This is a genomic window from Mycobacterium sp. HUMS_12744610 (assembly GCF_041206865.1).
GTDB classification, from domain to species: domain Bacteria; phylum Actinomycetota; class Actinomycetes; order Mycobacteriales; family Mycobacteriaceae; genus Mycobacterium; species Mycobacterium servetii.
The window spans coordinates 3462542-3487243 of sequence record NZ_JBGEDP010000001.1 but is presented as its reverse complement, the minus strand read 5'-3'; the positions used below and the strand labels follow the sequence as shown (position 1 = coordinate 3487243).

Here is a 24702-nt window from a genome sequence, read left to right as displayed (position 1 = left end):
GAGTGTGACCCGTGAGTACCGCCGGCGAGGACAAAACCAGGCCGACGCTGATGTTGCTCGACGGAAATTCGCTGGCGTTCCGGGCGTTCTACGCGCTGCCGGCCGAGAACTTCAAGACCCGCGGCGGCCTGACCACCAACGCGGTGTACGGCTTCACCGCCATGCTGATCAACCTCTTGCGCGACGAGGCGCCGACGCACATCGCCGCGGCGTTCGACGTGTCCCGCGAGACGTTCCGTTCCGAGCGCTACCCCGAATACAAGGCCAACCGGTCGGCGACCCCCGACGAATTCCGGGGCCAGATCGACATCACCAAGGAGGTGCTCGGCGCGCTGGGCATCACGGTGCTCGCCGAGCCCGGGTTCGAGGCCGACGACATCATCGCGACGCTGGCCACCCAGGCCGCCAACGAGGGCTACCGGGTGCTCGTGGTCACCGGGGACAGGGACTCGCTGCAGCTGGTCACCGACGACGTGACAGTGCTGTACCCGCGCAAGGGCGTCAGCGAACTCACCCGCTTCACCCCCGAGGCCGTCGTCGAGAAGTACGGGCTCACCCCCGCGCAGTACCCCGACTTCGCCGCGCTGCGCGGCGATCCCAGCGACAACCTGCCCGGCATCCCCGGGGTGGGGGAGAAGACCGCCACCAAGTGGATCGCCGAATACAGCTCGCTGCAGGGCCTGGTCGACAACGTCGACGCGGTGCGCGGCAAGGTGGGCGACGCGCTGCGGGCCAACCTGGCCGGGGTGGTGCGCAACCGCGAGCTCACCGAGTTGGTGCGCGATGTGCCGCTGGCCCAGACCCCGGACACGCTGCGGCTGCAGCCCTGGGACCGCGACCACATCCACCGGCTCTTCGACGACCTCGAGTTCCGGGTGCTGCGCGACCGGCTGTTCGACACCCTGGCCGCGGTCGAGCCCGAGGTGGACGAGGGTTTCGACGTGCAGGGTGGCGCGCTGGAGCCCGGCACCGTCGGGCGCTGGCTGGCCGAGCACGCCGGCGACGGGCGCCGGGCCGGGCTGGCCGTCGCGGGCACCCATTTACCGCACGGCGGGGACGCCACCGCGCTGGCGATCGCCGCCGCCGACGGGGAGGGCGGCTACATCGACACCGCGGCGGTGACCCCCGAGGACGACGCCGCGCTGGCGGCCTGGCTGGCCGACCCGGCCAAACCCAAGGCGCTGCACGAGGCGAAACTGGCCATTCACGACCTCGCGGGCCGCGGGTGGACGCTGGGTGGGATCACCTCAGACACTGCGCTGGCGGCCTACCTGGTGCGGCCGGGGCAGCGCAGCTTCACTCTCGACGACCTCTCGCTGCGCTACCTGCGACGCGAGCTGCGCGCGGAAACCCAAGAGCAACGACAACTTTCGCTGCTCGATGACACCGACGGCACCGACGACCAGGCGGTGCAGACGCTGATCCTGCGGGCGCGGGCGGTGGTGGACCTGGCCGACGCGCTGGACGCCGAGCTGGACCGCATCGACTCCACCGCGCTGCTGGCCGAGATGGAGCTGCCGGTGCAGCAGGTGCTGGCGGAGATGGAACGCGCCGGCATCGCCGTGGACCTGGACATGCTCGGCGCGTTGCAGAGCCAGTTCGGCGACCAGATCCGCGACGCCGCCGAGGCCGCCTACGCCGTGATCGGCAAGCAGATCAACCTGGGCTCGCCCAAGCAGCTGCAGGTCGTGCTGTTCGACGAACTCGGCATGCCCAAGACCAAGCGGACCAAGACCGGCTACACCACGGATGCCGACGCCCTGCAGTCGCTGTCCGACAAGACCGGCCACCCGTTCCTGCAGCACCTGCTCGCCCACCGCGACGTCACCCGGCTGAAGGTCACCGTCGACGGGCTGCTCAACGCGGTCGCCGCGGACGGCCGGATTCACACCACGTTCAACCAGACCATCGCGGCCACCGGCCGGCTGTCGTCGACCGAACCCAACCTGCAGAACATCCCGATCCGCACCGACGCGGGCCGGCAGATCCGCGACGCGTTCGTCGTCGGGAACGGCTACTCCGAGCTGATGACGGCGGACTACAGCCAGATCGAGATGCGGATCATGGCCCACCTGTCCGGCGACGAGGGGCTGATCGAGGCGTTCAACACCGGCGAGGACCTGCACTCGTTCGTGGCCTCCCGCGCGTTCGGGGTGCCCATCGAGGAGGTCACCGCCGAGTTGCGCCGCCGGGTCAAGGCCATGTCCTACGGGCTGGCCTACGGGTTGAGCGCCTACGGGCTTTCCACCCAGCTCAATATCTCCACCGAGGAGGCGAAGGTCCAGATGGACCAGTACTTCACCCGGTTCGGCGGGGTGCGCGACTACCTGCACGCCGTCGTCGAGCAGGCCCGCAAGGACGGCTACACCTCCACGGTCTTCGGCCGCCGCCGCTACCTGCCCGAGCTGGACAGCAGCAATCGCCAGGTGCGCGAGGCCGCCGAGCGGGCCGCGCTCAACGCGCCGATCCAGGGCAGTGCGGCCGACATCATCAAGGTGGCGATGATCCGCGTCGACCACGCGATCAAGGAGGCCGGGCTGGCCTCGCGCATGCTGCTGCAGGTGCACGACGAGTTGCTGTTCGAGATCGCCCCCGGCGAGCACGAGCAGGTCGAGAAGCTGGCCCGCGAGCAGATGGGCCGGGCCTACCCGCTCGACGTTCCGCTGGAGGTGTCGGTGGGCTACGGCCGTAGCTGGGATGCGGCCGCGCACTAGCTAGGAGTGTCATGAACCCGATCTGGATGATTCCGTTCATAATCCTGGGCGGTGCGCTGCAGACCTGCGGCGCGGCCATGAACGGTCAGCTCTTCAAGCACCTGATCAACCCGTGGCTGGCCTCGGCGGTGTCGTTCGCGGTGATCACGGTCTTCTTCGTCGCGGCATTCCTGGTCATGCACAGGCCGTTGCCCAGCGCGAAGGACGTCGCGTCGATGCCCTGGTGGGCCGTCGTCGGCGGTCTCGTCGGGGCCGTCCAGGTCTATGCGGGCCTCACCCTGGTCAACCGGGTCGGAGCCGGAACTTTCATGGGCATCACGGTCACCTCGGCGCTCGTCATGTCCTTGGTACTCGACCATTTCGGCTGGCTGCGCCTCGATCCTCACCCGATCACGGCGTGGCGCGCCCTCGGGGGTGCGCTGATGGTCTGCGGTGTCGTGTTGATCGCCAAGTTCTGACCTGGATCGGCCGTCTGAGTTTGTCCAGCGTGTGCAGTGTCGAGTAGCCTCGATGGGTAAATCCCACATTGTCCCTACGACCCAACCTGTCCGGAGCAACCCACCACATGCCGAGTCCCGCCGTCACCTCGCCCCAAGTAGCCGTCAACGACATTGGCTCCAGCGAGGATTTTCTTGCCGCAATAGACAAAACGATCAAATACTTCAACGATGGCGACATCGTCGAGGGCACGATCGTCAAAGTGGACCGGGACGAGGTGCTCCTCGACATCGGCTACAAGACCGAGGGCGTCATTCCCGCCCGTGAGCTGTCCATCAAGCACGACGTCGACCCCAACGAGGTCGTTTCCGTCGGCGATGAGGTCGAGGCCCTGGTTCTCACCAAGGAGGACAAAGAGGGCCGGCTCATCCTGTCCAAGAAGCGCGCGCAGTACGAGCGCGCCTGGGGCACCATCGAGGCGCTCAAGGAGAAGGACGAGGCCGTCAAGGGCACCGTCATCGAGGTGGTCAAGGGCGGCCTGATCCTCGACATCGGGCTGCGCGGCTTCCTGCCCGCCTCGCTGGTCGAGATGCGCCGCGTCCGCGATCTGCAGCCCTACATCGGCAAGGAGATCGAGGCCAAGATCATCGAGCTGGACAAGAACCGCAACAACGTGGTGCTGAGCCGCCGCGCCTGGCTGGAGCAGACCCAGTCCGAGGTGCGCAGCGAGTTCCTCAACCAGCTGCAGAAGGGCACCATCCGCAAGGGTGTGGTCTCCTCCATCGTCAACTTCGGCGCGTTCGTCGACCTCGGCGGTGTCGACGGTCTGGTGCACGTCTCCGAGCTCTCCTGGAAGCACATCGACCACCCGTCCGAGGTGGTCCAGGTCGGCGACGAGGTCACCGTCGAGGTGCTCGACGTCGACATGGACCGCGAGCGGGTTTCGTTGTCGCTCAAGGCCACTCAAGAAGACCCGTGGCGGCACTTCGCCCGCACCCACGCCATCGGCCAGATCGTGCCGGGCAAGGTCACCAAGCTGGTGCCCTTCGGCGCGTTCGTGCGCGTCGAGGAGGGCATCGAAGGTCTGGTGCACATCTCGGAGCTGGCCGAGCGCCACGTCGAGGTGCCCGATCAGGTGGTCGCCGTCGGCGACGACGCGATGGTCAAGGTCATCGACATCGACCTGGAGCGTCGCCGAATCTCGTTGTCGCTCAAGCAGGCCAACGAGGACTACACCGAGGAGTTCGACCCCGCCAAGTACGGCATGGCCGACAGCTACGACGAGCAGGGCAACTACATCTTCCCCGAGGGCTTCGACTCCGAGACCAACGAATGGCTCGAGGGATTCGACAAGCAACGCGCCGAGTGGGAGGCCCGCTACGCCGAGGCCGAGCGCCAGCACAAGATGCACACCGCGCAGATGGAGAAGTTCGCCGCGGCCGAGGAGGCCGGGCATCACGCCGGTGGCGACCAGTCGCCGGGCAACGGCTCGCCCTCGGAGAAGTCCGCGGGCGGATCGCTGGCCAGTGATGCCCAACTGGCGGCCCTGCGGGAAAAGCTCGCCGGCAACGCATAACACCGCTTGCTGATGCTGCGCATCGGGTTGACCGGCGGCATCGGGGCCGGCAAATCGGCGCTGTCCGCCACGTTCGCCGAGTGCGGCGCCGTCATCGTCGACGGGGACGTGATCGCGCGCGAGGTGGTCGAGCCGGGCACCGAGGGCCTGGCCGCCCTCGTCGACGCGTTCGGTGCCGACATCCTCCTGCCCGACGGGGCATTGGACCGTCCGGCCCTGGCCGCCAAGGCTTTTCGCGACGACGACGCCCGCAAGACGCTCAACGGGATCGTGCACCCGCTCGTCGGCCGGCGGCGCGCGGAGATCATCGCGGGGGTGGCGGACGACGCCGTCGTCGTCGAGGACATCCCGTTGCTGGTGGAATCCGGGATGGCGCCACTGTTTCCGCTCGTCGTCGTCGTGCACGCCGACGTCGAAGTGCGGGTGCGCCGGCTGGTCGACCAGCGCGGCATGGCCGAGGAGGACGCACGCGCCCGCATCGCCGCCCAGGCCGACGACGAGCAGCGCCGCGCGGTCGCCGACGTATGGCTGGATAACTCCGGCAGCCCCGCGGAGCTGAAGCGGCGCGCCCGCGAGGTGTGGGACAACCGGATACTGCCGTTCGCCCACAACCTGACCGCGCGCCGGGCCGCGCGCGCCCCCGCGCGGCTGGCGCCGGCCGACCCGAGGTGGCCGGAGCAGGCGCGCCGCATCCGGGCCCGGCTGCAGACCACCTGCGGGCACAAGGCGCTGCGGGTCGATCACGTCGGGTCGACCGCCGTGTCGGGGCTCGACGCCAAGGACGTGATCGACATGCAGATCACCGTCGAGTCGCTCGCGGTGGCCGACGAGCTGGCCGAACCGCTGTTGGCCGCCGGTTACCCGCGCATCGCGGACGTCGTCAGCGACGTCCCGCGGGCCGAGGCCCGCAGCACCGTGGACGGCTTCGACTACTGCGACGATCCGACGTTGTGGCACAAGCGGACTCACGCCTCGGCCGATCCCGGCCGGCCGACCAATGTGCACGTCCGGGTGGACGGCTGGCCCGGACAGCAGTTCGCCCTGCTCTTCGTCGACTGGCTGCGGGCCGAACCCAAGGTGCGCGAGGAGTATCTGGCGATCAAGCGTGCGGCCGAAAGCGGCGCGCACGGCGACGTCGCGCACTACGCCGACGCCAAAGAGCCCTGGCTGCACGACGCCTACCCGCGGGCCTGGGAATGGGCCGACGGATCCGGCTGGCGGCCGTGAGGCCCGGCGCCACCTAACCGCCGGGCAGCGGCGCGCCGCAGCCCAGCACCCCGTTGCCCGGCCCGCCGTCGCCCTGCTTGGGCGAGACCATCTCGTCGACCTGCGCCAACACGTTGTCGTCCACGTCGATCTCGCAGCGCACCTTGGCGGAGTAGGGCCAGTGCAACGCCACCTGCATGCCGTCCTACTTCGGGTCGGGCAGCACCTCGTTGGCCTCGAACACCTGGCCGGGCATCGCGCTGAGCGCGGCGCTGTTGGCCTGGCCGCCGTGGAGCGCAACTCGCCTTCGTCCAGGACGATCACCAGCCGTTCCTGGCGTTCGCGGCCGGCGCCGCCGGCGCGGTAGCGGGGGTGGCCGGTCATCCCGCTGTGGATCAACAACGTCGGCCCGACCGGCGGCAGGATCAGCCATTTGCTGTGGCGCCGTCGTCTGGACGTAGCTGACCAAACCGAGGTCCTGCAGCACCCCGGCCACCGCGCGGGCCGTCGCCCGCACCACCGCGAAGTCGGCGTCGGTCGGGTCCAGGTCGAAGACCAGCCGGTCGGGGTGATTCAGCCGGACCCGCCGAGACTGCCACGCGTGCAGCGTGATGCAGCTCTGGCTGGCCAGCCAGCGCAACGCCTCCGGGTGTCCGGCCAGCGGATGCACCACGGTGCCGCCGCCCTCCTTGGCGACCTCGACCCGTCCCATCCAGTCCGGCAGCGAATCGGCGAAATCCTGTTGCACAAAGCCCGGTTCGCCGATGCCGCGGAGAAACCGCTGCACGGTGAGCGCCCGGCCCCGCAGGTGCGGCAGGATCGCCTCGGCCACCTCGCCGTAGTAGTCGGCGAGCTCACCCTTGGTGATCCCGTCCTCGGGGAACAACACCCGGTCGGGGTGGGTGATCTCGACCCGCGCGCACGGCATCAGCGGGTCCGTCGGCGGGGTCCTTGTCGGTACGCAGCCCGAGGTAGCGCGGGTGACGCAGCTTGCCGTCGCGTGTCCACTCGGTGAACCCGATCTGGGCTACCAGCTCCGGGCGCACCCAGGATGCCGGGCTCGCGCACCGCCGAAACGAACGGCGAGGAATCCCGCTCGAGATCCGACAGCCGCTTGTGCAGGCAGCGCAGCGTGGCCTCGTCGAGGCCGGTTCCGACCTTGCCGGCGTAGCGCAACTCCCGGCCCTCGTAGTAGCCGAGCAGCAGGGCCCCCAACTCGACCCTGCTGCCCTTGGGGCCGTTGTAACCCCCGACCACGAATTCCTCGTCGCGCACGCAATTGAACTTCAGCCAATGCGGTGAGCGCCTGGCGTCATACGTCGAATCGGCCAGCTTGGCGATCACGCTCTCGTCGCCGCGCTCGCGCGCCGCCCGGTAGGCGGCGATCCCGTCCGCAACGCGGTGCGGGGTGTAGCGCAGCGGACCGCCGAAGTCGATGGCGCCGCGCAGCAAACCAGAGCAGCGGCACGTCGGTGGTGGAGTCGCCGTCCAGGTGCAGCAGTTCGAACAGGTAGTGGAACACCCGGACCCGCGACGCGCGCGCCGCGCCGGGATCGGTGATCCCCAGGCGCCCCTGCGGCCGGGCGAAGCTGGTCCGCCGCCCCTCGAAGGCCACCACCTCGCCGTCCACGACGAAGCGGGTGGTGCGCTGGGCAAGCAGCGCGTCGATGAGTTCGGGGTAGGTTCTGTCGAGCGGCTGGCGATTTCGCGACAGCAGCCGGACGCTGTCCCCGTCGCGGAAGGCCAGAGCGCTCATCCCGTCGAACTTGCGCTCGAAGATCCAGCCGGCGTTGGAGAACCGTTTGTCGGTCAGGGTGGCCAGGGTGGGGGCGCGCCAGTCGGGCACCGCCTCATGGTGCAGCGCGCGGCGCACCGGTTCGGGGAGACCGGCGAGGCCGGCCATGGATGTTCGGCATCGGTCATGGCTGTTCATTGTGCGCGTCCGGGTGCTCGTCCGGCGGGCGCTCGGACGGCACCGACTCGGGGTCCTTGCGCCGCAGCAGCAGCCACGTCTCGTGTTCGCCCTCCCGGACCCGGGTCAGGGCGTAGCAGCCGCGCACCCGCTCGCCGCGCAGGTGGAACGACACGTGGCCCCGCCTGAGGCATTCGCCCATCGCGTGCCTGGTCGCGTTGGTGTAGGTGCCGCTGTCCACCACCATGACGTCGTCATCGCCGTCCGGGTGTTGCAGCGGGCGGTCCCCGCCGCGGCGCACTATCCGCTTGAGCTCGGGGGTGGGGGAGGGCCCTTTGGGTATCGCCCACGACACCAGGACGCCGTCGATCTCTAGCCGAAGGTCGTAATGGTCGCCGCCCGCCGCGCGGTGCGCGATGACGAAGCCGGGCTCACCGCGGCGTCGGCGGCGCCCCGCCCGCGGCCCGTCGGGCGACTCGGGGCTGCGGCCGGACCGGTGCTTGCGCCGGTGCACGCTCAAGGACATGCCCGGACAGGTACCCGCTCCGCGGATCCGGAAACCGTATCGGGCCGGCCCGTGGCGGCCGAACCCCCGGTGCGTGCCCGGAAAGCGCTCCGCGGCAGAGTTTCTGGCGTTCCCGGCACGCGGGCGGGCACGGCTGCGCCCGCGGGTCGCGCCGGCCGCGGCGCTTCGGGCCTTTCGGCCCTGCACGTGTCATCGCCGGCGGCGCAGAATGGGGGCATAACCGTGGTGGGTGTAGGAGCTGTCGTGCAGACGTTCACCGTGGATCCGCGCCGCTGGTGGATAGGCCGGTTGTTCGCCGGCAACCCGCTGCTGCGGCGCAGCGACCGCATCGAGGTGCTGGCCGTGCTGGCCGTGCTGCTGGTCGCGCTCGCGGGGATCGCCGTCGCCGGTGCCGTGGGCACCGAGATACACGACAGCGAGCGCCGCGCCGACGCCATGCTGGCCCGGACGCGCCAGACGGTGAGCGCGACGGTCCTCGAAGTCGGCACCGTCGCGAATTTCGACGGTTCCGAAATGCCCGTGGTGCGGGCGCAGTGGACCGCCGGCGGTGCGCCGCACACCGACACGTTCCAGTGGAGCGGGACGGTGCGACCGGGTGACCGCATCCAGATCTGGGTCGACAACCACGGCGACCACACCCGGTCGCCCGCGCCGTTGCGTCCCGTCCTGGACGCGCTCACGGTCGCCGTGTCGATCGGTCTGCTGGTGATGTTGTCGTCGGGCGCGGTCCTGGCGGTGCTGCGCTGGGGCTTCGAGCGCGCCCACGACGCGCAGTGGGACCGCGAAATCCGCGTACTGGTCAACGAAGATGGTGGCAGGGCCAACGGCGCGACGCCGGGCAAGTCATCCTGAACCTGCGCGCCAGGTGAGGTGCATGCCTTTGCCGGCCACCCAGCGGGACAGGTCGTAGCCGTTGCGGGCCAGCCCGTCGACGGCGTCCACCGCGTGGCGCACCGCCCGCTCGGCGACCTCCGGGGTCAGCAGGCCGTGGCGGACCGCATCCAGTAGCTCGTCGACGTCGAGCACCGCCGCGCCCGCCCCGGTGCGGACCTCGATGTCGAGGTAGTGGTCCTCGGCATGCCACGCCTGCGTGCCCGGGACGTATTCGCCCACGTCCAGGTAGTAGTCCTGGTCGCGTTCGTGGCCGGGATTGAAGTGGAACACCGTGGCGCGCAGCCCCAGCGACGGCAGCAGCCACGACTCGAGGTAGTGGAACTGGGCCCGGCCCGGCGTGGGCCGGGCGACATAGAGGCCCCACGGGTGCACCGCGTATTCGTCGACGGCCCGCACGATGCCCTTGGGATCGGTGTTGGTGCGGGCGAGCAGGTCGAACGTCTCGTGTTTGGGCGCGTGGATGGTGTCACTCTACCGGTCAGCGGCGTGCTCAACGGCGCAGCCGGATCCTCCAGCGAACGAAGCCGCCATAGAACACCGAGAGTGCGGCGAGCATGCCCATGTCGAGCAGCCAGGTGCCGGCGGTGTGCTGCCAGTAGCGGTCCTGGGACAGCAGCGAATCCGGTACCAGGTGCCGCAGGTCGACCGTGGCCGCCGCCGCCGCGTAGCCCCAGCGCGCGGGCATCGCGAAGGACAGCTGATCGAGGGCGAGCCGGCCGGTGACCGGAACCATCCCGCCGCACAGCACCAGCTGGGCCATGATCGACACGACGAACAGCGGCATGATCTGCTCGTTGGAGCGGACCAGGGACGAGATGGCCAGGCCGAGGATGGCCGAGGCGACGCAGGTGGCGGCGACCGTGGCGAACAACTCCAGCGTGGCCTCGACCGTGCCGTGGCCCAGCAGCACCGGCCCCCGCGTCGGGGGCCCCTTGCCGGCCACCACCATCGTCGTGGTGATCGCCGACTGCAGGACGGCGAACGCGCAGAACACCGCGGTCTTGGCCAGCAGGTAGGCGGTGGTGGACAGGCCGACCGCCTGTTCGCGCTGGAAGATGGCGCGCTCGCCGACCAGGTCGCGGATCGTCAGGGCGGTGCCCATGAACGCCGCGGCCAGCAACAGCAGGTTCAGTATCTGGGCGGACTCGTCGGGTGTGCCGGAGTCGGGCCCGGCGGCGTGGAATCCGTGCGAGCCGGGGACGGTCAGCGACAGCGCGCCCAGGATGAACGGCAGCAGCGCCAGGAAGACGAAATACCCGCGGTCGGCGACGACGAGCCGCATTTGGCGGCGCGTGATCGTGGAGACCTGCCGTCGCAGGCTGGTGTGGACCGGTTCGCCCAGATCGCCGGGCTCGTCGCGGTCCGGGAGCAGTCTTTGGGGTCGGCGTCCGGCGTCGCGCCGGGCCTGGAAGCGGCGGTTGGCCTCGTCGGGGTCGGCGCCGACCCGGGTGAAGATCTTGGCCCAGTTGGTGGTGCCCATGGCGTCGCCGATCTGCTCGGGTGGGCCGCAGTAGGCGGTTTTGCCGCCGGGGGCCACCAGCAGCAGTTGGTCGCAGATGTCGAGGTAGGACAGCATGTGGGTGACCACGATGACCACGCGGCCGGCGTCGGCGAGTGCGCGCAGCATGGTCATGACCTGGTGGTCGAGGGCGGGATCCAGGCCGGAGGTGGGTTCGTCGAGGATCAGCAGGGCGGGTCCGGTGAGCAGTTCGAGGGCCACCGAGGCGCGTTTGCGCTGGCCGCCGGAGAGTTTGTCGACGCGGGTGTCGGCGTGTTTGGTCAGGTCGAGTTCGTCGAGCACCTGCGCGACCACCCTGGCGCGGTCGGCCTTGCTGGTGTCGGGGGGCAGGCGCAGTTCGGCGGCGTAGCCCAGGGCCTGGTTGATGGTGAGCTGGCGGTGCACGACGTCGTCTTGGGGGACCATGCCGATGCGGCTGCGCAGGGAGGCGTATTCGGCGTGGATGTCGTGGCCGGCGAAGGTGACCGTGCCCGAACTCGGGCTGGTGTAACCGGCGATCAGGCGGGCCAGGGTGCTCTTGCCCGCGCCCGAGCCGCCGATGATCGCGGTCAGCGTTCCGGGGCGGGCGGTCAGGGAGATGTCGTCGAGCAGTTGTTTGCCGTTGCCGACGACGTACTTGACGCCGTGAACCTCCAGACCGCCGCTGCGCCTGTCGCTTTCGGTCCGCTTGGCCAGGGTGCCGCCGCGGAACACCAGGTCGACGTTGCCGATCGTGACGACGTCGTCCTCGGTCAGGATCGCCGACCCGACCCGGGTGCCGTTGACGAAGGTCCCGTTGCTGCTGTGGTCGTGGATCTCGGTGCCCAGCGGCGTCCGGGTCAGCGTCGCGTGGTGGCGAGAGGCCAGCACGTCGGGAACCACGACGTCGCTGTCGGCCGCCCGCCCGACGGTGATCGCCCCGGCGCGGTTCTGCGGACCGTGCGTTCCCGGCCCGCGCGGAGCCAGGACCTGCACCATCCGCGTCGCCAGACCCGAGACGTCGGCGGTCCCGGCGTTGATCACCGTGAGCTCCGCCGGGGGCGTCGGCTGCCGGCGGTCCGCCGCGGCGCTTTCCGCCGGCCCGGCGTCGACGACGGTCACCTCCTCCGGCGGCGGCGGCACCCGCCGCGCGGGGGGAGTGCGGTCGGTCACCGACCAGGCCACGGTGGGCGGCCCCGCGTCCCGCATCGGCGCGCGCCGGCCAGGGCGGCCGGCGCGGCCCAGTTGCGGTCCGATCGCGAACGTCAGCCTCGGCCCCCACGGGTTGCCGACGTGGATGCTCTGGCCATCGTGGATGTCGACGACCGGCATCCGGTAGCCGTTGACGTACGTGCCGTTCAGCGAACCGTTGTCGATCGCCAGCCAGCGGCCCCGGTCGAACCGCAGGATCAGGTGCGCGCGAGAGATACGCGGGTCGGGGATCCGCACATCGGCGTGGGCGTCACGCCCGACCACCACTTCCGCGCCGGCGGCGAACGTCAGCCGGGATTCCTCGTGCCGAACCGTCAGGACGGGCGGGGCGGGTGGACTCACCACTCAAGTATCGGTGCGGGCCGGGGGTGCTTCGGCCGGACGCGGCTGTGACTTCGCTTTGTTTCCGGGCCCCTCACTCATAGCTGTTTCATAGCTTGCTGCGACTAACCGCCCACGAAGGCTCGGCAGGATGCGTGCGTGGGGCGCGCCGCAATGTCGATACCGGACAACGATTCCTCGGGGCGGCGGGCTGCCCGGTGATGAGGGGAGGGCGCAGATGGACAAGGGAACGACCCGGCGGCTCGACGCCGGGCGACGGCTGCTGAGCGGCCCGCGGCAGGCCCGTGCGGCCCTGCGCGCGGGCTTTCACTCGCTGCCGTCGGGGAGCGTCGCGCAGCTGCTGCGCCGCACCCCGCCGATCGGCGCCACCCCTGCGGCGGGGCGGGCGGGCGAGGAAGGCGGGTCGCGTCCGGCCGTGCGCGGTGGGCAGCCGTTCGCCGGCTACACGATCCTGCGGCAGCTGGGTGCCGGCGGGATGGCCGAGGTCTACCTGGCGCTGCATCCGAGGCTGCCGCGCCGCGACGTCATCAAGGTCCTCGCCGAAGCGGTCACCGCGGACGGTGAGTTCCGCGAGAGATTCAGCCGGGAGGCCGATCTCGCCGCGACGCTGTGGCACCCGCACATCGTCGGCGTGCACGACCGCGGCGAATTCGACGGTCGGCTGTGGATCTCCATGGACTACGTGGAGGGCACCGATGCCGCCCGGCTGGTCAGAGAGCGGCACCCGAATGGGATGCCGATCGACGAGGTGTGCGCGATCCTGCACGCCGTCGCGGGCGCACTCGACTACGCCCACGACCGCGGCCTGCTGCACCGCGACGTCAAACCCGCCAACATCCTGCTCACCCATCCCGAGGCCGAAGAACTCCGAATCCTGTTGGCGGACTTCGGCGTTGCGCGCCACCTGGGCGACATCAGCGGCATCACCGCGACCAACGTCGCGGTGGGCACGGTGGCCTACGCCGCGCCCGAACAGCTCACCGGCGCCAAGATCGACGGCCGGGCCGACCAATACGCGCTGGCGGCCACGGCCTTTCACCTGCTCACCGGCGCGCCGCCGTTCCGGCACCCCAACCCGATCGCGGTGATCGGCCAGCATCTGCACGAGGCGCCGCCCCGGCTCGGCGATGCCCGCCCGGAGCTGGCGTACCTGGACGAGGTGTTCCGCACGGCCCTGGCCAAGCGGCCCGAAGAGCGGTTCGAGCGGTGCCGGGCGTTCGCCGCCGCCGTCGCCGAGCGCGTCGACAAGGCCGCCGGCGTGCGGGCGTCCGGCGAATTCGCCCCGGCCCGGCGGCCGGGGCCCCTCGCCGCCGTCGCGGCCACGAGTCACCGGTTTTCCTCACGAGCCCGGTGGGCGGCCGCGCTGGTCTGCGCGGTGCTGATCGCGGTGGCGGCGACCTGGTCGGTCCTGTACTCCTTCGAGCCGGAGGGCCCGCCGACGAGCCCGGCGCTGGCCGCCAAACCGGCCGGGCCGGCGCCCGGCGCCGCGCCGGCCGCGAGAACCGGCGGGCCGGCGCTCGACGGCACCTACCGGTTGAGCTACGACCACGGCAAGCAGACCGCCAACGGCATCCCGATCCGCCACGATGGGACCGACACCGACTGGTGGGCTTTCCGTTCGGCGTGCACCACCAACGGGTGCACGGCCACCGCGACTCGGCTCGACGACGCCACCCACCAGATCCCCGCCACGACCGACGGCGGTCACACCGACACGCTGCGCTTCGTCGGCGGCTACTGGCAGGGCACCCCGCAGCAGCAGCGGGTCGGCTGCACCCAGCCCGACGGGCGAACCGGGGCGACCCAGCAGGAGACCATCGCCTGGTCGTTGGCGCCGCAGGCCGACGGCACGCTGCGCGGCACGGTCACCGAGACCGTGCTCGGCAACGACTGCGGCGCACGGGGAGCGGTCGTGCGGGTGCCCGTGGTGGCCACCCGGGTCGGTGACGTGCCGCCGGGCGTGCACCTCGCCGACCCCACCCGGGTGGCCGGCGCCGCGAGCCCGCCGGCGCCGTCGGGGGCCCCGCCCGTCCTGGGTGGACGGTGCGGCGACATCGACAAGCTGGCCTACGACCCCACCAACAACGAGCAGATCGTGTGCGAGGGCAACGCCTGGGCCAGGGCCCCCATCACGAACGGGGTGCACGCCGCCGGAAGCTCCTGTGACCGGCCGGGGCTTCCGGCGTTCGCCATGACGACCTCCAACGACGGGCACCTGCTCGAATGCGACCCCGTGACCCGGATGTGGACGCGCCCCGCCGGGTAGCGGTCAGCGCCGGAGGCGGATCTTCCAGCGAACGAAGCCGCCATAGAACACCGAGAGTGCGGCGAGCATGCCCATGTCGAGCAGCCAGGTGCCGGCGGTGTGCTGCCAGTAGCGGTCCTGGGACAGCAGCGAATCCGGTACCAGGTGCCGCAGGTCGACCGTGGCCGCCGCCGCCGCGTAGCCCCAGCGCGCGGGCATCGCGAAGGACAGCTGATCGAGGGCGAGCCGGCCGGTGACCGGAACCATCCCGCCGCACAGCACCAGCTGGGCCATGATCGACACGACGAACAGCGGCATGATCTGCTCGTTGGAGCGGACCAGGGACGAGATGGCCAGGCCGAGGATGGCCGAGGCGACGCAGGTGGCGGCGACCGTGGCGAACAACTCGACGGCGGGGTTGCCCAGGACGGTGGCGCCGCGCGTCGGCGCGCCCTTCCCGAGGACGACGATGGTGGTCGCGACCGCGGACTGAACAACCGCGAACGCGCAGAACACCGCGGTCTTGGCCAGCAGGTAGGCGGTGGTGGACAGGCCGACCGCCTGTTCGCGCTGGAAGATGGCGCGCTCGCCGACCAGGTCGCGGATCGTCAGGGCGGTGCCCATGAACGCCGCGGCCAGCAACAGCAGGTTCAGTATCTGGGCGGACTCGTCGGGTGTGCCGGAGTCGGGCCCGGCGGCGTGGAATCCGTGCGAGCCGGGGACGGTCAGCGACAGCGCGCCCAGGATGAACGGCAGCAGCGCCAGGAAGACGAAATACCCGCGGTCGGCGACGACGAGCCGCATTTGGCGGCGCGTGATCGTGGAGACCTGCCGTCGCAGGCTGGTGTGGACCGGTTCGCCCAGATCGCCGGGCTCGTCGCGGTCCGGGAGCAGTCTTTGGGGTCGGCGTCCGGCGTCGCGCCGGGCCTGGAAGCGGCGGTTGGCCTCGTCGGGGTCGGCGCCGACCCGGGTGAAGATCTTGGCCCAGTTGGTGGTGCCCATGGCGTCGCCGATCTGCTCGGGTGGGCCGCAGTAGGCGGTTTTGCCGCCGGGGGCCACCAGCAGCAGTTGGTCGCAGATGTCGAGGTAGGACAGCATGTGGGTGACCACGATGACCACGCGGCCGGCGTCGGCGAGTGCGCGCAGCATGGTCATGACCTGGTGGTCGAGGGCGGGATCCAGGCCGGAGGTGGGTTCGTCGAGGATCAGCAGGGCGGGTCCGGTGAGCAGTTCGAGGGCCACCGAGGCGCGTTTGCGCTGGCCGCCGGAGAGTTTGTCGACGCGGGTGTCGGCGTGTTTGGTCAGGTCGAGTTCGTCGAGCACCTGCGCGACCACCCTGGCGCGGTCGGCCTTGCTGGTGTCGGGGGGCAGGCGCAGTTCGGCGGCGTAGCCCAGGGCCTGGTTGATGGTGAGCTGGCGGTGCACGACGTCGTCTTGGGGGACCATGCCGATGCGGCTGCGCAGGGAGGCGTATTCGGCGTGGATGTCGTGGCCGGCGAAGGTGACCGTGCCCGAACTCGGGCTGGTGTAACCGGCGATCAGGCGGGCCAGGGTGCTCTTGCCCGCGCCCGAGCCGCCGATGATCGCGGTCAGCGTTCCGGGGCGGGCGGTCAGGGAGATGTCGTCGAGCAGTTGTTTGCCGTTGCCGACGACGTACTTGACGCCGTGAACCTCCAGACCGCCGCTGCGCCTGTCGCTTTCGGTCCGCTTGGCCAGGGTGCCGCCGCGGAACACCAGGTCGACGTTGCCGATCGTGACGACGTCGTCCTCGGTCAGGATCGCCGACCCGACCCGGGTGCCGTTGACGAAGGTCCCGTTGCTGCTGTGGTCGTGGATCTCGGTGCCCAGCGGCGTCCGGGTCAGCGTCGCGTGGTGGCGAGAGGCCAGCACGTCGGGAACCACGACGTCGCTGTCGGCGGCACGGCCGATGGTGATTGTGCTGCCGAGGTTTTCCGGTGCCCGGGCTTCGGGGCTGGACGGTGGCGGGACCTGCACCATCCGCGTCGCCAGGTTCGACATCCGGCTCGCGGGCCGGGCCTCCGTGGCGGGCGGCGGGTCGCCGGCGGGTGCCCGCCCGGTGTCCGGCTGCGGGTTGACCAGATGATCGGGTATGCGCCGCGACCGTGGCGATGTGTCCCGCCGGTCGGAATCGGCGCCGCGCCCGGTTTCCGGTGCGGGCGCGGCGCATTCCTGCCGCGCGGCGAGCTCGACCCGCCGCACGGTCTGCGAACATGGTTGTGCGGTCTGCGGATCCGACGACCACCACATGGTGCGCGGGCCGTCGCCGCGCTCCGGGAGCGACCGCGGCCGTTCACGCCGGCCGAGGTCGAACGTCAGCTGCGGCCCCTCCGGGTTACCGACGTTGATGCTCTGGCCGTCGTGGATGTCGATCACCGGCATCCGGTAGCCGTTGAGGTAGGTGCCGTTCACCGAGCCGTTGTCGATAGCGAGCCAACGGCTCTCGTCGAAGCGCAGGATCAGGTGCCTGCGCGAGATCCGCGGATCGGCAATGCGCAAGTCGGCCAACAGGTCACGTCCGACTACGACATCGTGACCTGGGCTGAACGTGCGCTGCGACCCGTTGTGGCGGATGGTCAAAACGGGCCGGGTTGGGCGACCCACGGTTCCAGTATGGGCGTTGCGACGGCCCGGTCACAGGCCCGGCGCCTGTGAGGTTTCTTGTCGTTCACAAAGAGCCGCGCGGTTTTTGCGGACTGTAAATTCACAGCTGTTCCGAATGTGGTTCCGAGCCAAAGCGATCGCCGCGGGTTAGCATCGTCTTTGACGGATGTGCAATGTCGGGGCCCCGGGCGCGCCGGCCAAATTGGCCACCGGTCATGCAGGGACGGATGACCGGCAGGGTCACATGGCCGAAAAGCGTTCCTCCCGAAGGCATATCGAGTCAACGTCCCTGGGTACTGCCGGGCACATGAGGAAGCAGCACCAGATGGACGACGCCACCAACGCCACCCAGGCCTGGGCCACCCCGCGGCGAACGCCGCCCAGCCCGAGGGTGTTCCGCGGGATGATGCGGGCCCGCCTGGCTTACTCGCCGCTCGTCGCCTCCCTGTTCCGGCTGCGGGCACGGGCGACTGCGACGTGGCGGCCGATGTCTCTGGGCAGCCGCGGCGGCTTCGCGGGCGACGCGCCTCGGGCTTCGGTGGCCGCCGGCGCCGTTTTCGCGGGCTACACCGTGTTGCGGCCACTGGGTGCCGGTGCGATGGCGGAGGTGTATCTGGCCAAGCACCCGAGGCTGCCGCGGCGCGACGTGCTCAAGGTCCTCGCCGAGAACATGACGGCGGACGCGGAATTCCGCGAGAGGTTCAACAGGGAAGCCGATCTCGCCGCGACGCTCTGGCACCCGCACATCGTGGGCGTCCACGACCGCGGCGAGTTTGCCGGCCGGCTGTGGATCTCGATGGACTACGTCGAGGGTGCCGACGCTGCCCGGCTGGTCGAGGAGCGTTACCCGGACGGGATGCCGCTGCCGGAAGTTCTCGCGATAGTCGCCGCCGTGGCGGACGCCCTCGACTACGCCCACGACCGGGGCCTGCTGCACCGTGATGTCAAGCCCGCCAACATCCTGGTCACCGAACCCGAATGCGGTGAACGCCGAATCCTTCTGGCGGACTTCGGGGTTGCGCGACACCTCGGTGACGTCAGCGGGATCACCGCGACCAACGTCGCCGTGGGCACGGTGTCCTACGCCGCGCCCGAACAGCTGATGGGTTCGAACCTCGACGGTCGGGCCGACCAGTACGCGCTGGCCGCGACCGCGTTTCACCTGCTCACCGGTTCGCCACCCTATGAACAGACCAATCCGGTTGCGGTGATCAGCCAGCACCTGCGCGCCGATCCCCCCAGGCTCAGCGACCATCGCCCGGAACTGGCGTATCTCGACGACGTGTTCTGCAAAGCCCTGGCCAAACAACCCGAGCAGAGATTCGAGCGGTGTCGTGGCTTCGCCGCCGCGCTGGGCGCCTGGGGCGGCCGCGGCGGCGGGCCGGGGTCCGCGATGCGGCGGCTGTCGCGGAGAACCCGCGCGGCGGCGGCCCTGGTCGCCGTCGTGGCCGCCGCCGGGACCGCGTGGGTTGCCGCGCAGGGACTCACTCCGCCCGAACCCGTGGCCGCCGCCTCGCCGCCGGTCGCACCGCGGGTCCGCCCGAACACGCCGCACCCGGCCACGTCGCGCCCCGCCCCGCCGCGTCCGGCCACGGCGGCGGCCGTTGCGCCGGCACTGGACGGGGCCTACCGGCTCGACTTCGACATCGGCCGGGCCCGGCACGCCACGGCCGGTGCCGTCGGCGCCGGCCGGGAGCACCAGATCGGCTGGTGGGCGTTCCGCTCGTCGTGCACGGCCGCGGGATGTGTCGCCACCGGCACGCGGCTCGACGACCGCAACCACCAGGTGGCGAGCATTGCGGGTGGCGGCGAGACCGATGTGCTGCGTTTCGTCGACGGGTATTGGGACGGCACCCCCACGCAGGTATGGGCGGGCTGCCGCCTGCCCGGCCGGGCGGGCACGGCGACGGAGCTGGAAATGGTCGTCTGGTCGCTGGCGCCGGAGGCGAACGGCAAGCTGCGCGGGATGCAGACCGCGACCGTGCGCACCGACGAATGCGGTCACCGGGGCGTGGTGCAGCGGACCACGCTGGTGGCCACCCGGATCGGTGACGTGCCCCCGGACGTCACCGTGGCCGATCCCGCCAACGTCGCGCCGCCCGACCGCACCGGCCCGCCGGCGCCGGCGCCGGTGCTGGGCCGGACCTGTGGCGACGCCGACAAGCTCGGCTACGACCTGACCACGAATGAGCAGGTCGTGTGTGAGGACAAGACGTGGGACACCAAGACGTGGGAAAAAGCGCCCGCCACGACCGGGGTGCACGCGGTGGGGGAGTCGTGCGCCCAGCCCGACATCCCGGTCTTCGCGATGTCCGCGTCCGACGACGGCTACCTGATCGAATGCAACCCGCGCACGCGGGTGTGGACGCGGAGCCCGCGTTAGCTCCGGGCCGCGTGTCGGTGCATCCCTCTACCCTGGACGCATGTTGTGTCCTGCAAGTTGGACTGGACTAGCGGGTGGAAGTCCCGTCCCGGTAAGCATCGGAGCGCCGGGTAGCAGGCCCCGGTTCGTCGGAGAGATCCGGCGGGCTAAGCGGGGTGTCGAGAGCCTCTTCGGAGGGAGTAACTGCGCGGGTCGTAGCGTCAAGCGAACTCTGCAGCCTCGTCACAGATACAACGGAGCAGCCGAGCCGATCATGTCACGGCGAAGGCCATGTCCGGCGGGTCCTGGTCCGGGGTCAGCTCGTCGGGTCCTTCCGGGGTACGGGAGGCGGCACGTGCAGACAGTCTGGTTCGAAACAGGAGAGACCCGTCTGCCCGGCCCGCGTCGGGCAAAGGCCAGGGGTATAAGCCGATGGTGAAAGCTTTTGGAGGGCAGCGGGAGTTCGATGGGGTCGTAGTACCGCTGATCGGCGTGCAACATAACGCGCCGGGAGGGAAGGGCCCCAACTTTGATCACGCGCACGAAGCGGGTACGTGTGAGGGCATGGCCGGGCTTGCCCGGTCCAACTACCCCGGCAGGCCATCGCCTGTCGTAGCCGACGAGGAACCGTTGGTGTTCTCGTCGGTGAAAGTGCAACAACTGCAACGGGCGCTATGGGCTGCGGCCAAGCAGTCTTCGGGTCGGCGTTTCCATGCCCTGTATGACCGTATCTACAGGGGTGACGTCCTGTGGGAGGCGTGGGAGCGGGTGCGTAAGAACAAGGGCGTGGCCGGGGTGGATCGGATCACCTTGGCTGCGGTGGAGGACTACGGCGTGGACCGCATGTTGCGTGAGTTGCGCCGTGACCTTCGTGCAGGGACATACCATCCGATTTCGCCGCTGCTGGTCAACATCTTCTTGCACGTGCTCGACACCGAGCTGTCCCGCAGGGATGTGGGGGAGTTGGTGCGCTACGCCGATGATGGTGTGGTGTTGTGCCGCAGCGCGGCACAAGCCGAGCACGCGCTAGCGGCGGTGGGAGAAATCTTGGCGTCGTCGGGGTTGCGGCTGCATCCGGAGAAGACGAAGGTGGTCGACCTGCGTGAGGGTCGTGAGGGCCTGGATTTCCTGGGTTGTCACTTCCGGGCGGGTATGTCGGGGCGGTTATGGGAACAGTGCCGGATTGTCCGATACTACCTGCACCGCTGGCCCTCCCAGCGAGCCATGACCCGCTTACGGGCCAAGGTTCGTGACCGTACCGGGCGCAATCGGGTCGGAATGGACATCGGTGATGTGATCGCGGATTTGAACCCGATCCTGCGCGGGTGGGGTAACTACTTTCGCACCGGCAATGCCGCCAAGAAGTTCCGCCAGGCCGACTGGTACGTGGTGCACCGGCTGTTCAACGGGCACGGCCTGCACCGACTTCGCGGCACCATCCGCTATCCGAAGGCTGCGTAACCATGTCAAGAAGATCATCGGTAAGCCGTGTGCGGGAAAACCGCACGCACGGATTGAAAGGGGGATGGGGAAACGGGTCTGCACCGCAGACACCGCGCCCCTGACTACCAATGGCATTTGCTACCGAGCATCCGGTCGTCGCGCACTCGGAATACCGTGCGGTCGAGGACGTGGTGCGGACCGGGGCGCGTTTCGAGGTGGTCAGCCCCCACTCGCCGGCCGGCGACCAGCCGGCCGCCATCGACGAGCTGGAGCGCCGCATCCGGGCCGGCGAGCGCGACGTGGTGCTGCTCGGCGCCACCGGTACGGGTAAGTCGGCGACCACCGCCTGGCTCATCGAGCGCCTGCAGCGCCCTACACTGGTGATGGCGCCGAACAAGACGCTGGCCGCCCAGCTTGCCAACGAGCTGCGAGAGATGTTGCCGCACAACGCCGTCGAGTACTTCGTGTCGTACTACGACTACTACCAGCCCGAGGCCTACATCGCGCAGACCGACACCTACATCGAGAAGGACAGCTCCATCAACGACGACGTGGAGCGGTTGCGGCACTCCGCGACGTCGTCGCTGTTGTCGCGCCGCGACGTGGTGGTGGTCGCGTCGGTGTCGTGCATCTACGGCCTGGGCACCCCGCAGTCCTACCTGGACCGCTCCGTGGAGCTGCAGGTCGGCACCGAGGTGGCCCGGGACGCCCTGCTGCGGCTGCTGGTCGACGTGCAGTACACCCGCAACGACCTGTCGTTCACCCGCGGCTCGTTCCGGGTGCGCGGCGACACGATGGAGATCATCCCCTCCTACGAAGAGCTGGCGGTTCGGGTCGAGTTCTTCGGCGACGAGATCGAGGCGCTGTACTACCTGCACCCGCTGACCGGGGAGGTGATCCGCCAGGTCGACTCGCTGCGGATCTTCCCCGCCACCCACTATGTGGCCGGTCCCGAGCGGATGGCCCAGGCGATCTCCACCATCGAGGAGGAGCTCGCCGAGCGGCTCGCCGAGCTGGAAGGGCAGGGCAAGCTGCTGGAGGCCCAGCGGCTGCGGATGCGCACCAACTACGACATCGAGATGATGCGCCAGGTCGGTTTCTGCTCCGGCATCGAGAACTACTCCCGCCACATCGACGGCCGGCCGGCGGGTTCGGCGCCGGCGACGCTGCTGGACTACTTCCCGGAGGACTTCCTGCTCGTCATCGACGAGTCGCACGTGACCGTGCCGCAGATCGGAGGCATGTACGAGGGCGACATGTCCCGCAAGCGCAACCTGGTGGAATACGGGTTCCGGCTGCCCTCGGCGGTCGACAACCGCCCGCTGACCTGGGAGGAGTTCGCCGACCGGATCGGGCAGACGGTGTACCTGTCGGCCACGCCCGGACCCTACGAGCTGAGTCAGTCCGGCGGCGAGTTCGTCGAGCAGGTGATCCGCCCCACCGGCCTGGTGGACCCCAAGGTCGTGGTCAAGCCCACCAAGGGCCAGATCGACGACCTGATCGGCGAGATCCGCAAGCGCACCGACGCCGACCAGCGGGTGCTGGTGACGACCCTGACCAAGAAGATGGCCGAGGACCTCACCGACTACCTGCTCGAGATGGGCATCCGGGTGCGCTACCTGCACTCCGAGGTGGACACGCTGCGCCGCGTCGAACTGCTGCGCCAGCTGCGGCTCGGTGAGTACGACGTGCTGGTCGGCATCAACCTGCTGCGGGAGGGTCTCGACCTGCCCGAGGTGTCGCTGGTGGCCATCCTCGACGCCGACAAGGAGGGGTTCCTGCGGTCGTCGCGCAGCCTGATCCAGACGATCGGCCGCGCCGCCCGCAACGTCTCCGGGGAGGTGCACATGTACGCCGACACGATCACCGAGTCGATGAAGGAGGCCATCGACGAGACCGAACGGCGCCGGGCCAAGCAGATCGCCTACAACGAGGCCCACGGCATCGACCCCCAACCGCTGCGCAAGAAGATCGCCGACATCCTCGACCAGGTCTACCGCGAGGCGGCTGACACTGATGCCACCGATGGCGTCCAAATAGGGGGATCCGGCCGCAACTCCTCCCGCGGGCGGCGCGCCCAGGGCGAGCCCGGCCGCGCCGTCAGCGCCGGCGTCTTCGAGGGCCGCGACACTGCCGGCATGCCGCGCGCCGAGCTGGCCGACCTGATCAAGGACCTCACCGCCCAGATGATGGCCGCCGCGCGCGATCTGCAGTTCGAGCTGGCCGCCCGGTTCCGCGACGAGATCGCCGACCTGAAGAAGGAGCTGCGGGGGATGGACGCCGCCGGTCTCAAGTGACCGAGACGGCGGAAGTCGCGGGCAAGTGGCGGGACCTGCTGCGCGGCAGGTATCTGCGGACCTCGCTCGTGCTGGCCGGCGGCGTCGCGCTCTACGCCACCAACGAGTTCCTCACCAGCAGCCTGCTGCCGAACACCGTCGCCGAGATCGGCGGCGCCCGCCTCTACGCATGGGTGACGACGCTCTACCTGGTCGGGTCGGTGGTCGCCGCCACCATGGTCAACCCGATCCTGCTGCGGGCCGGCCCGCGGTCGTCGTACCTGTCCGGGCTGGGCGTCTTCGCCGTCGCCAGCCTGGTGTGCGCGGCGGCCCCCGACATGGCGGTGCTGATCGCCGGACGCGCCCTGCAAGGGGTGGCCGGTGGGCTGCTGGCAGGGCTTGGCTATGCGGTCATCAACGCGGCGCTGCCGCGGGCGTTGTGGACCCGCGGTTCTGCGCTGGTGTCGGCGATGTGGGGCGTCGCCACCGTCGTCGGTCCCGCCACCGGTGGCCTCTTCGCCCAGTTCGGCCTGTGGCGGTGGGCTTTCGTCGCGATGGCTGTGCTGAGCGCACTCATGGCCGCGCTGGTTCCGGCGGCGCTGGCCGCGTCACGCGCGGACCGCGTCGCGGCGACGCCGGTGCTGAAGGTGCCGGTGTTGTCGCTGCTGATCCTGGGGGTGGCCGCGCTGGCGGTCAGCGTCGCGCAGATCCCCCGTGACGTCGGTGCGACCGCGGCCCTGCTCGTGGCGGGCGTGGGGCTGTCCGTCCGCTTCGTGGTCGTCGACCGGCGGGCGCATGCAGCAGTGCTGCCGCCCAGCGTGTTCGGTCCCGGGCCGTTGAAGTGGGTGTACCTGGCGATGGCGGGGCTGATGGGCGCCGCGATGGTGAACACCTACGTGCCGCTGTTCGGTCAGCAACTGGCGCATTTGAGGCCGGTGGTGGCCGGGTTCCTGGGAGCGGCGCTGGCGTTCGGTTGGACGGTCAGCGAGATCGTCAGCGCCTCCCTGGACGATCCGCGGGTGATCGGGCGCGTGATCGTGGCCGCACCCATGGTGGTGGCCTCGGGCCTGGCGCTGGGTGCGCTCACCCAGCGCGCCGACGCCTCGGCTGGCATCGCCGCGTCGTGGGCGGTGGGGTTGCTCGTCGCCGGGATCGGGATTGGGATGGCCTGGCCACATCTTTCGGTGCGTGCGATGGAATCCGTCGACGACCCGGCCGAGAGCGGCGCGGCCGCGGCCGCGATCAACACGGTGCAGCTGGTCGCCGCGGCGTTCGGCGCAAGCCTGGCCGGCGTGGTCGTCAACACCGCCCACGGCGGCGGCGTGGTGGCCGCCCGGTGGCTGTTCACGGTCTTCACCGTGCTCAGCGCCGCGGGCGTCATCTCCGGGTATCGGGCCTCCCGGCGCGCGGCCTGACCGACACCGTGGCCGAGCGTGCGCACAATGTCAGCCGCACCG

At 70.2% G+C, this 24702-nt stretch carries 16 protein-coding genes and 1 pseudogene; 10 read left to right on the top strand and 7 right to left on the bottom strand.

The features are described 5' to 3' along the window. Positions 1-50: 50 nt before the first annotated feature. From polA to coaE, 4 genes are all read left to right on the top strand, one after another. On the top strand, positions 51-2714 hold the full coding sequence (polA, locus tag AB8998_RS16930; RefSeq protein WP_369741622.1) for a DNA polymerase I: 2664 nt from the start codon (positions 51-53) through the stop codon (positions 2712-2714). A gap of 11 nt (positions 2715-2725) precedes the next feature. Continuing rightward, the gene (locus AB8998_RS16925; RefSeq protein ID WP_369738915.1) at positions 2726-3172 is read left to right on the top strand and encodes a DMT family transporter; all 447 of its coding nucleotides are present in this window, start codon (positions 2726-2728) and stop codon (positions 3170-3172) included. A 107-nt stretch (positions 3173-3279) separates the two neighbouring features. Next, positions 3280-4728 (top strand): 30S ribosomal protein S1, encoded by a 1449-nt coding sequence (rpsA, locus tag AB8998_RS16920; RefSeq protein ID WP_369738914.1) that lies wholly within the window; start codon positions 3280-3282, stop codon positions 4726-4728. A gap of 12 nt (positions 4729-4740) precedes the next feature. Beyond that, positions 4741-5955, top strand: a complete 1215-nt coding sequence (coaE, locus tag AB8998_RS16915) for a dephospho-CoA kinase (protein WP_369738913.1) — start codon at positions 4741-4743, stop codon at positions 5953-5955. 13 nt (positions 5956-5968) lie between these two features. Here coaE and AB8998_RS16910 read toward each other — a convergent pair whose 3' ends face one another. From AB8998_RS16910 to AB8998_RS16895, 4 genes and pseudogenes are all read right to left on the bottom strand, one after another. Further along, positions 5969-6133 carry a hypothetical protein gene (locus AB8998_RS16910; RefSeq protein WP_369738912.1) on the bottom strand — a complete coding sequence of 55 codons (165 nt, stop codon included), beginning with the start codon at positions 6131-6133 and terminating at the stop codon, positions 5969-5971. 6 nt (positions 6134-6139) lie between these two features. After that, positions 6140-6862, bottom strand: a complete 723-nt coding sequence (gene ligD / locus AB8998_RS16905) for a non-homologous end-joining DNA ligase LigD (protein ID WP_369738911.1) — start codon at positions 6860-6862, stop codon at positions 6140-6142. Between the two features lie 10 nt (positions 6863-6872). Continuing rightward, a pseudogene (locus tag AB8998_RS16900) lies at positions 6873-7837 on the bottom strand (ATP-dependent DNA ligase); the annotation flags it as partial. Between the two features lie 16 nt (positions 7838-7853). Next, a complete protein-coding gene (locus AB8998_RS16895) occupies positions 7854-8372 on the bottom strand; it encodes a DNA polymerase ligase N-terminal domain-containing protein (protein ID WP_369738909.1) in 519 nt (172 codons plus the stop codon). Between the two features lie 243 nt (positions 8373-8615). Here AB8998_RS16895 and AB8998_RS16890 point away from each other — a divergent pair, with 243 nt between their 5' ends. After that, positions 8616-9224: an Rv1733c family protein gene (locus AB8998_RS16890; protein ID WP_369738908.1), complete on the top strand. Its 609-nt coding sequence runs from the start codon at positions 8616-8618 to the stop codon at positions 9222-9224. Here AB8998_RS16890 and AB8998_RS16885 read toward each other — a convergent pair. Together AB8998_RS16885 and AB8998_RS16880 are read right to left on the bottom strand one after the other, a co-directional pair. After that, positions 9216-9662, bottom strand: a complete 447-nt coding sequence (locus AB8998_RS16885) for a ribonuclease FAU-1 family protein (protein ID WP_369738906.1) — start codon at positions 9660-9662, stop codon at positions 9216-9218. The two genes, AB8998_RS16890 and AB8998_RS16885, sit on opposite strands and share 9 nt — an antisense overlap. A gap of 94 nt (positions 9663-9756) precedes the next feature. Further along, positions 9757-12300 (bottom strand): FHA domain-containing protein, encoded by a 2544-nt coding sequence (locus tag AB8998_RS16880; RefSeq protein WP_369738905.1) that lies wholly within the window; start codon positions 12298-12300, stop codon positions 9757-9759. Positions 12301-12514: 214 nt separating this feature from the next. On the opposite strand from AB8998_RS16880, the gene AB8998_RS16875 reads away from it, so the two are divergent. After that, positions 12515-14563, top strand: a complete 2049-nt coding sequence (locus tag AB8998_RS16875) for a serine/threonine-protein kinase (RefSeq protein WP_369738904.1) — start codon at positions 12515-12517, stop codon at positions 14561-14563. A 3-nt stretch (positions 14564-14566) separates the two neighbouring features. Here the strand turns inward: AB8998_RS16875 and AB8998_RS16870 are convergent, their stop codons facing one another. After that, a complete protein-coding gene (locus tag AB8998_RS16870) occupies positions 14567-17164 on the bottom strand; it encodes an ATP-binding cassette domain-containing protein (protein ID WP_369738902.1) in 2598 nt (865 codons plus the stop codon). 325 nt (positions 17165-17489) lie between these two features. Between AB8998_RS16870 and AB8998_RS16865 the strand changes: the two genes are divergently transcribed. The 4 genes from AB8998_RS16865 (at position 17490) to AB8998_RS16850 (ending at position 24660) form a co-directional block, all read left to right on the top strand. Continuing rightward, positions 17490-19547, top strand: a complete 2058-nt coding sequence (locus tag AB8998_RS16865) for a serine/threonine-protein kinase (protein WP_369741621.1) — start codon at positions 17490-17492, stop codon at positions 19545-19547. A 543-nt stretch (positions 19548-20090) separates the two neighbouring features. Continuing rightward, a complete protein-coding gene (locus AB8998_RS16860) occupies positions 20091-20987 on the top strand; it encodes a group II intron maturase-specific domain-containing protein (RefSeq protein ID WP_369738901.1) in 897 nt (298 codons plus the stop codon). A 110-nt stretch (positions 20988-21097) separates the two neighbouring features. Then, positions 21098-23266 (top strand): excinuclease ABC subunit UvrB, encoded by a 2169-nt coding sequence (uvrB, locus tag AB8998_RS16855; RefSeq protein ID WP_369738900.1) that lies wholly within the window; start codon positions 21098-21100, stop codon positions 23264-23266. After that, complete coding sequence (locus AB8998_RS16850) at positions 23263-24660, top strand: MFS transporter (RefSeq protein ID WP_369738899.1); 1398 nt, start codon at positions 23263-23265, stop codon at positions 24658-24660. The genes uvrB and AB8998_RS16850 overlap by 4 nt, the downstream gene beginning before the upstream one ends. The last annotated feature ends 42 nt before the right edge of the window (positions 24661-24702 follow it).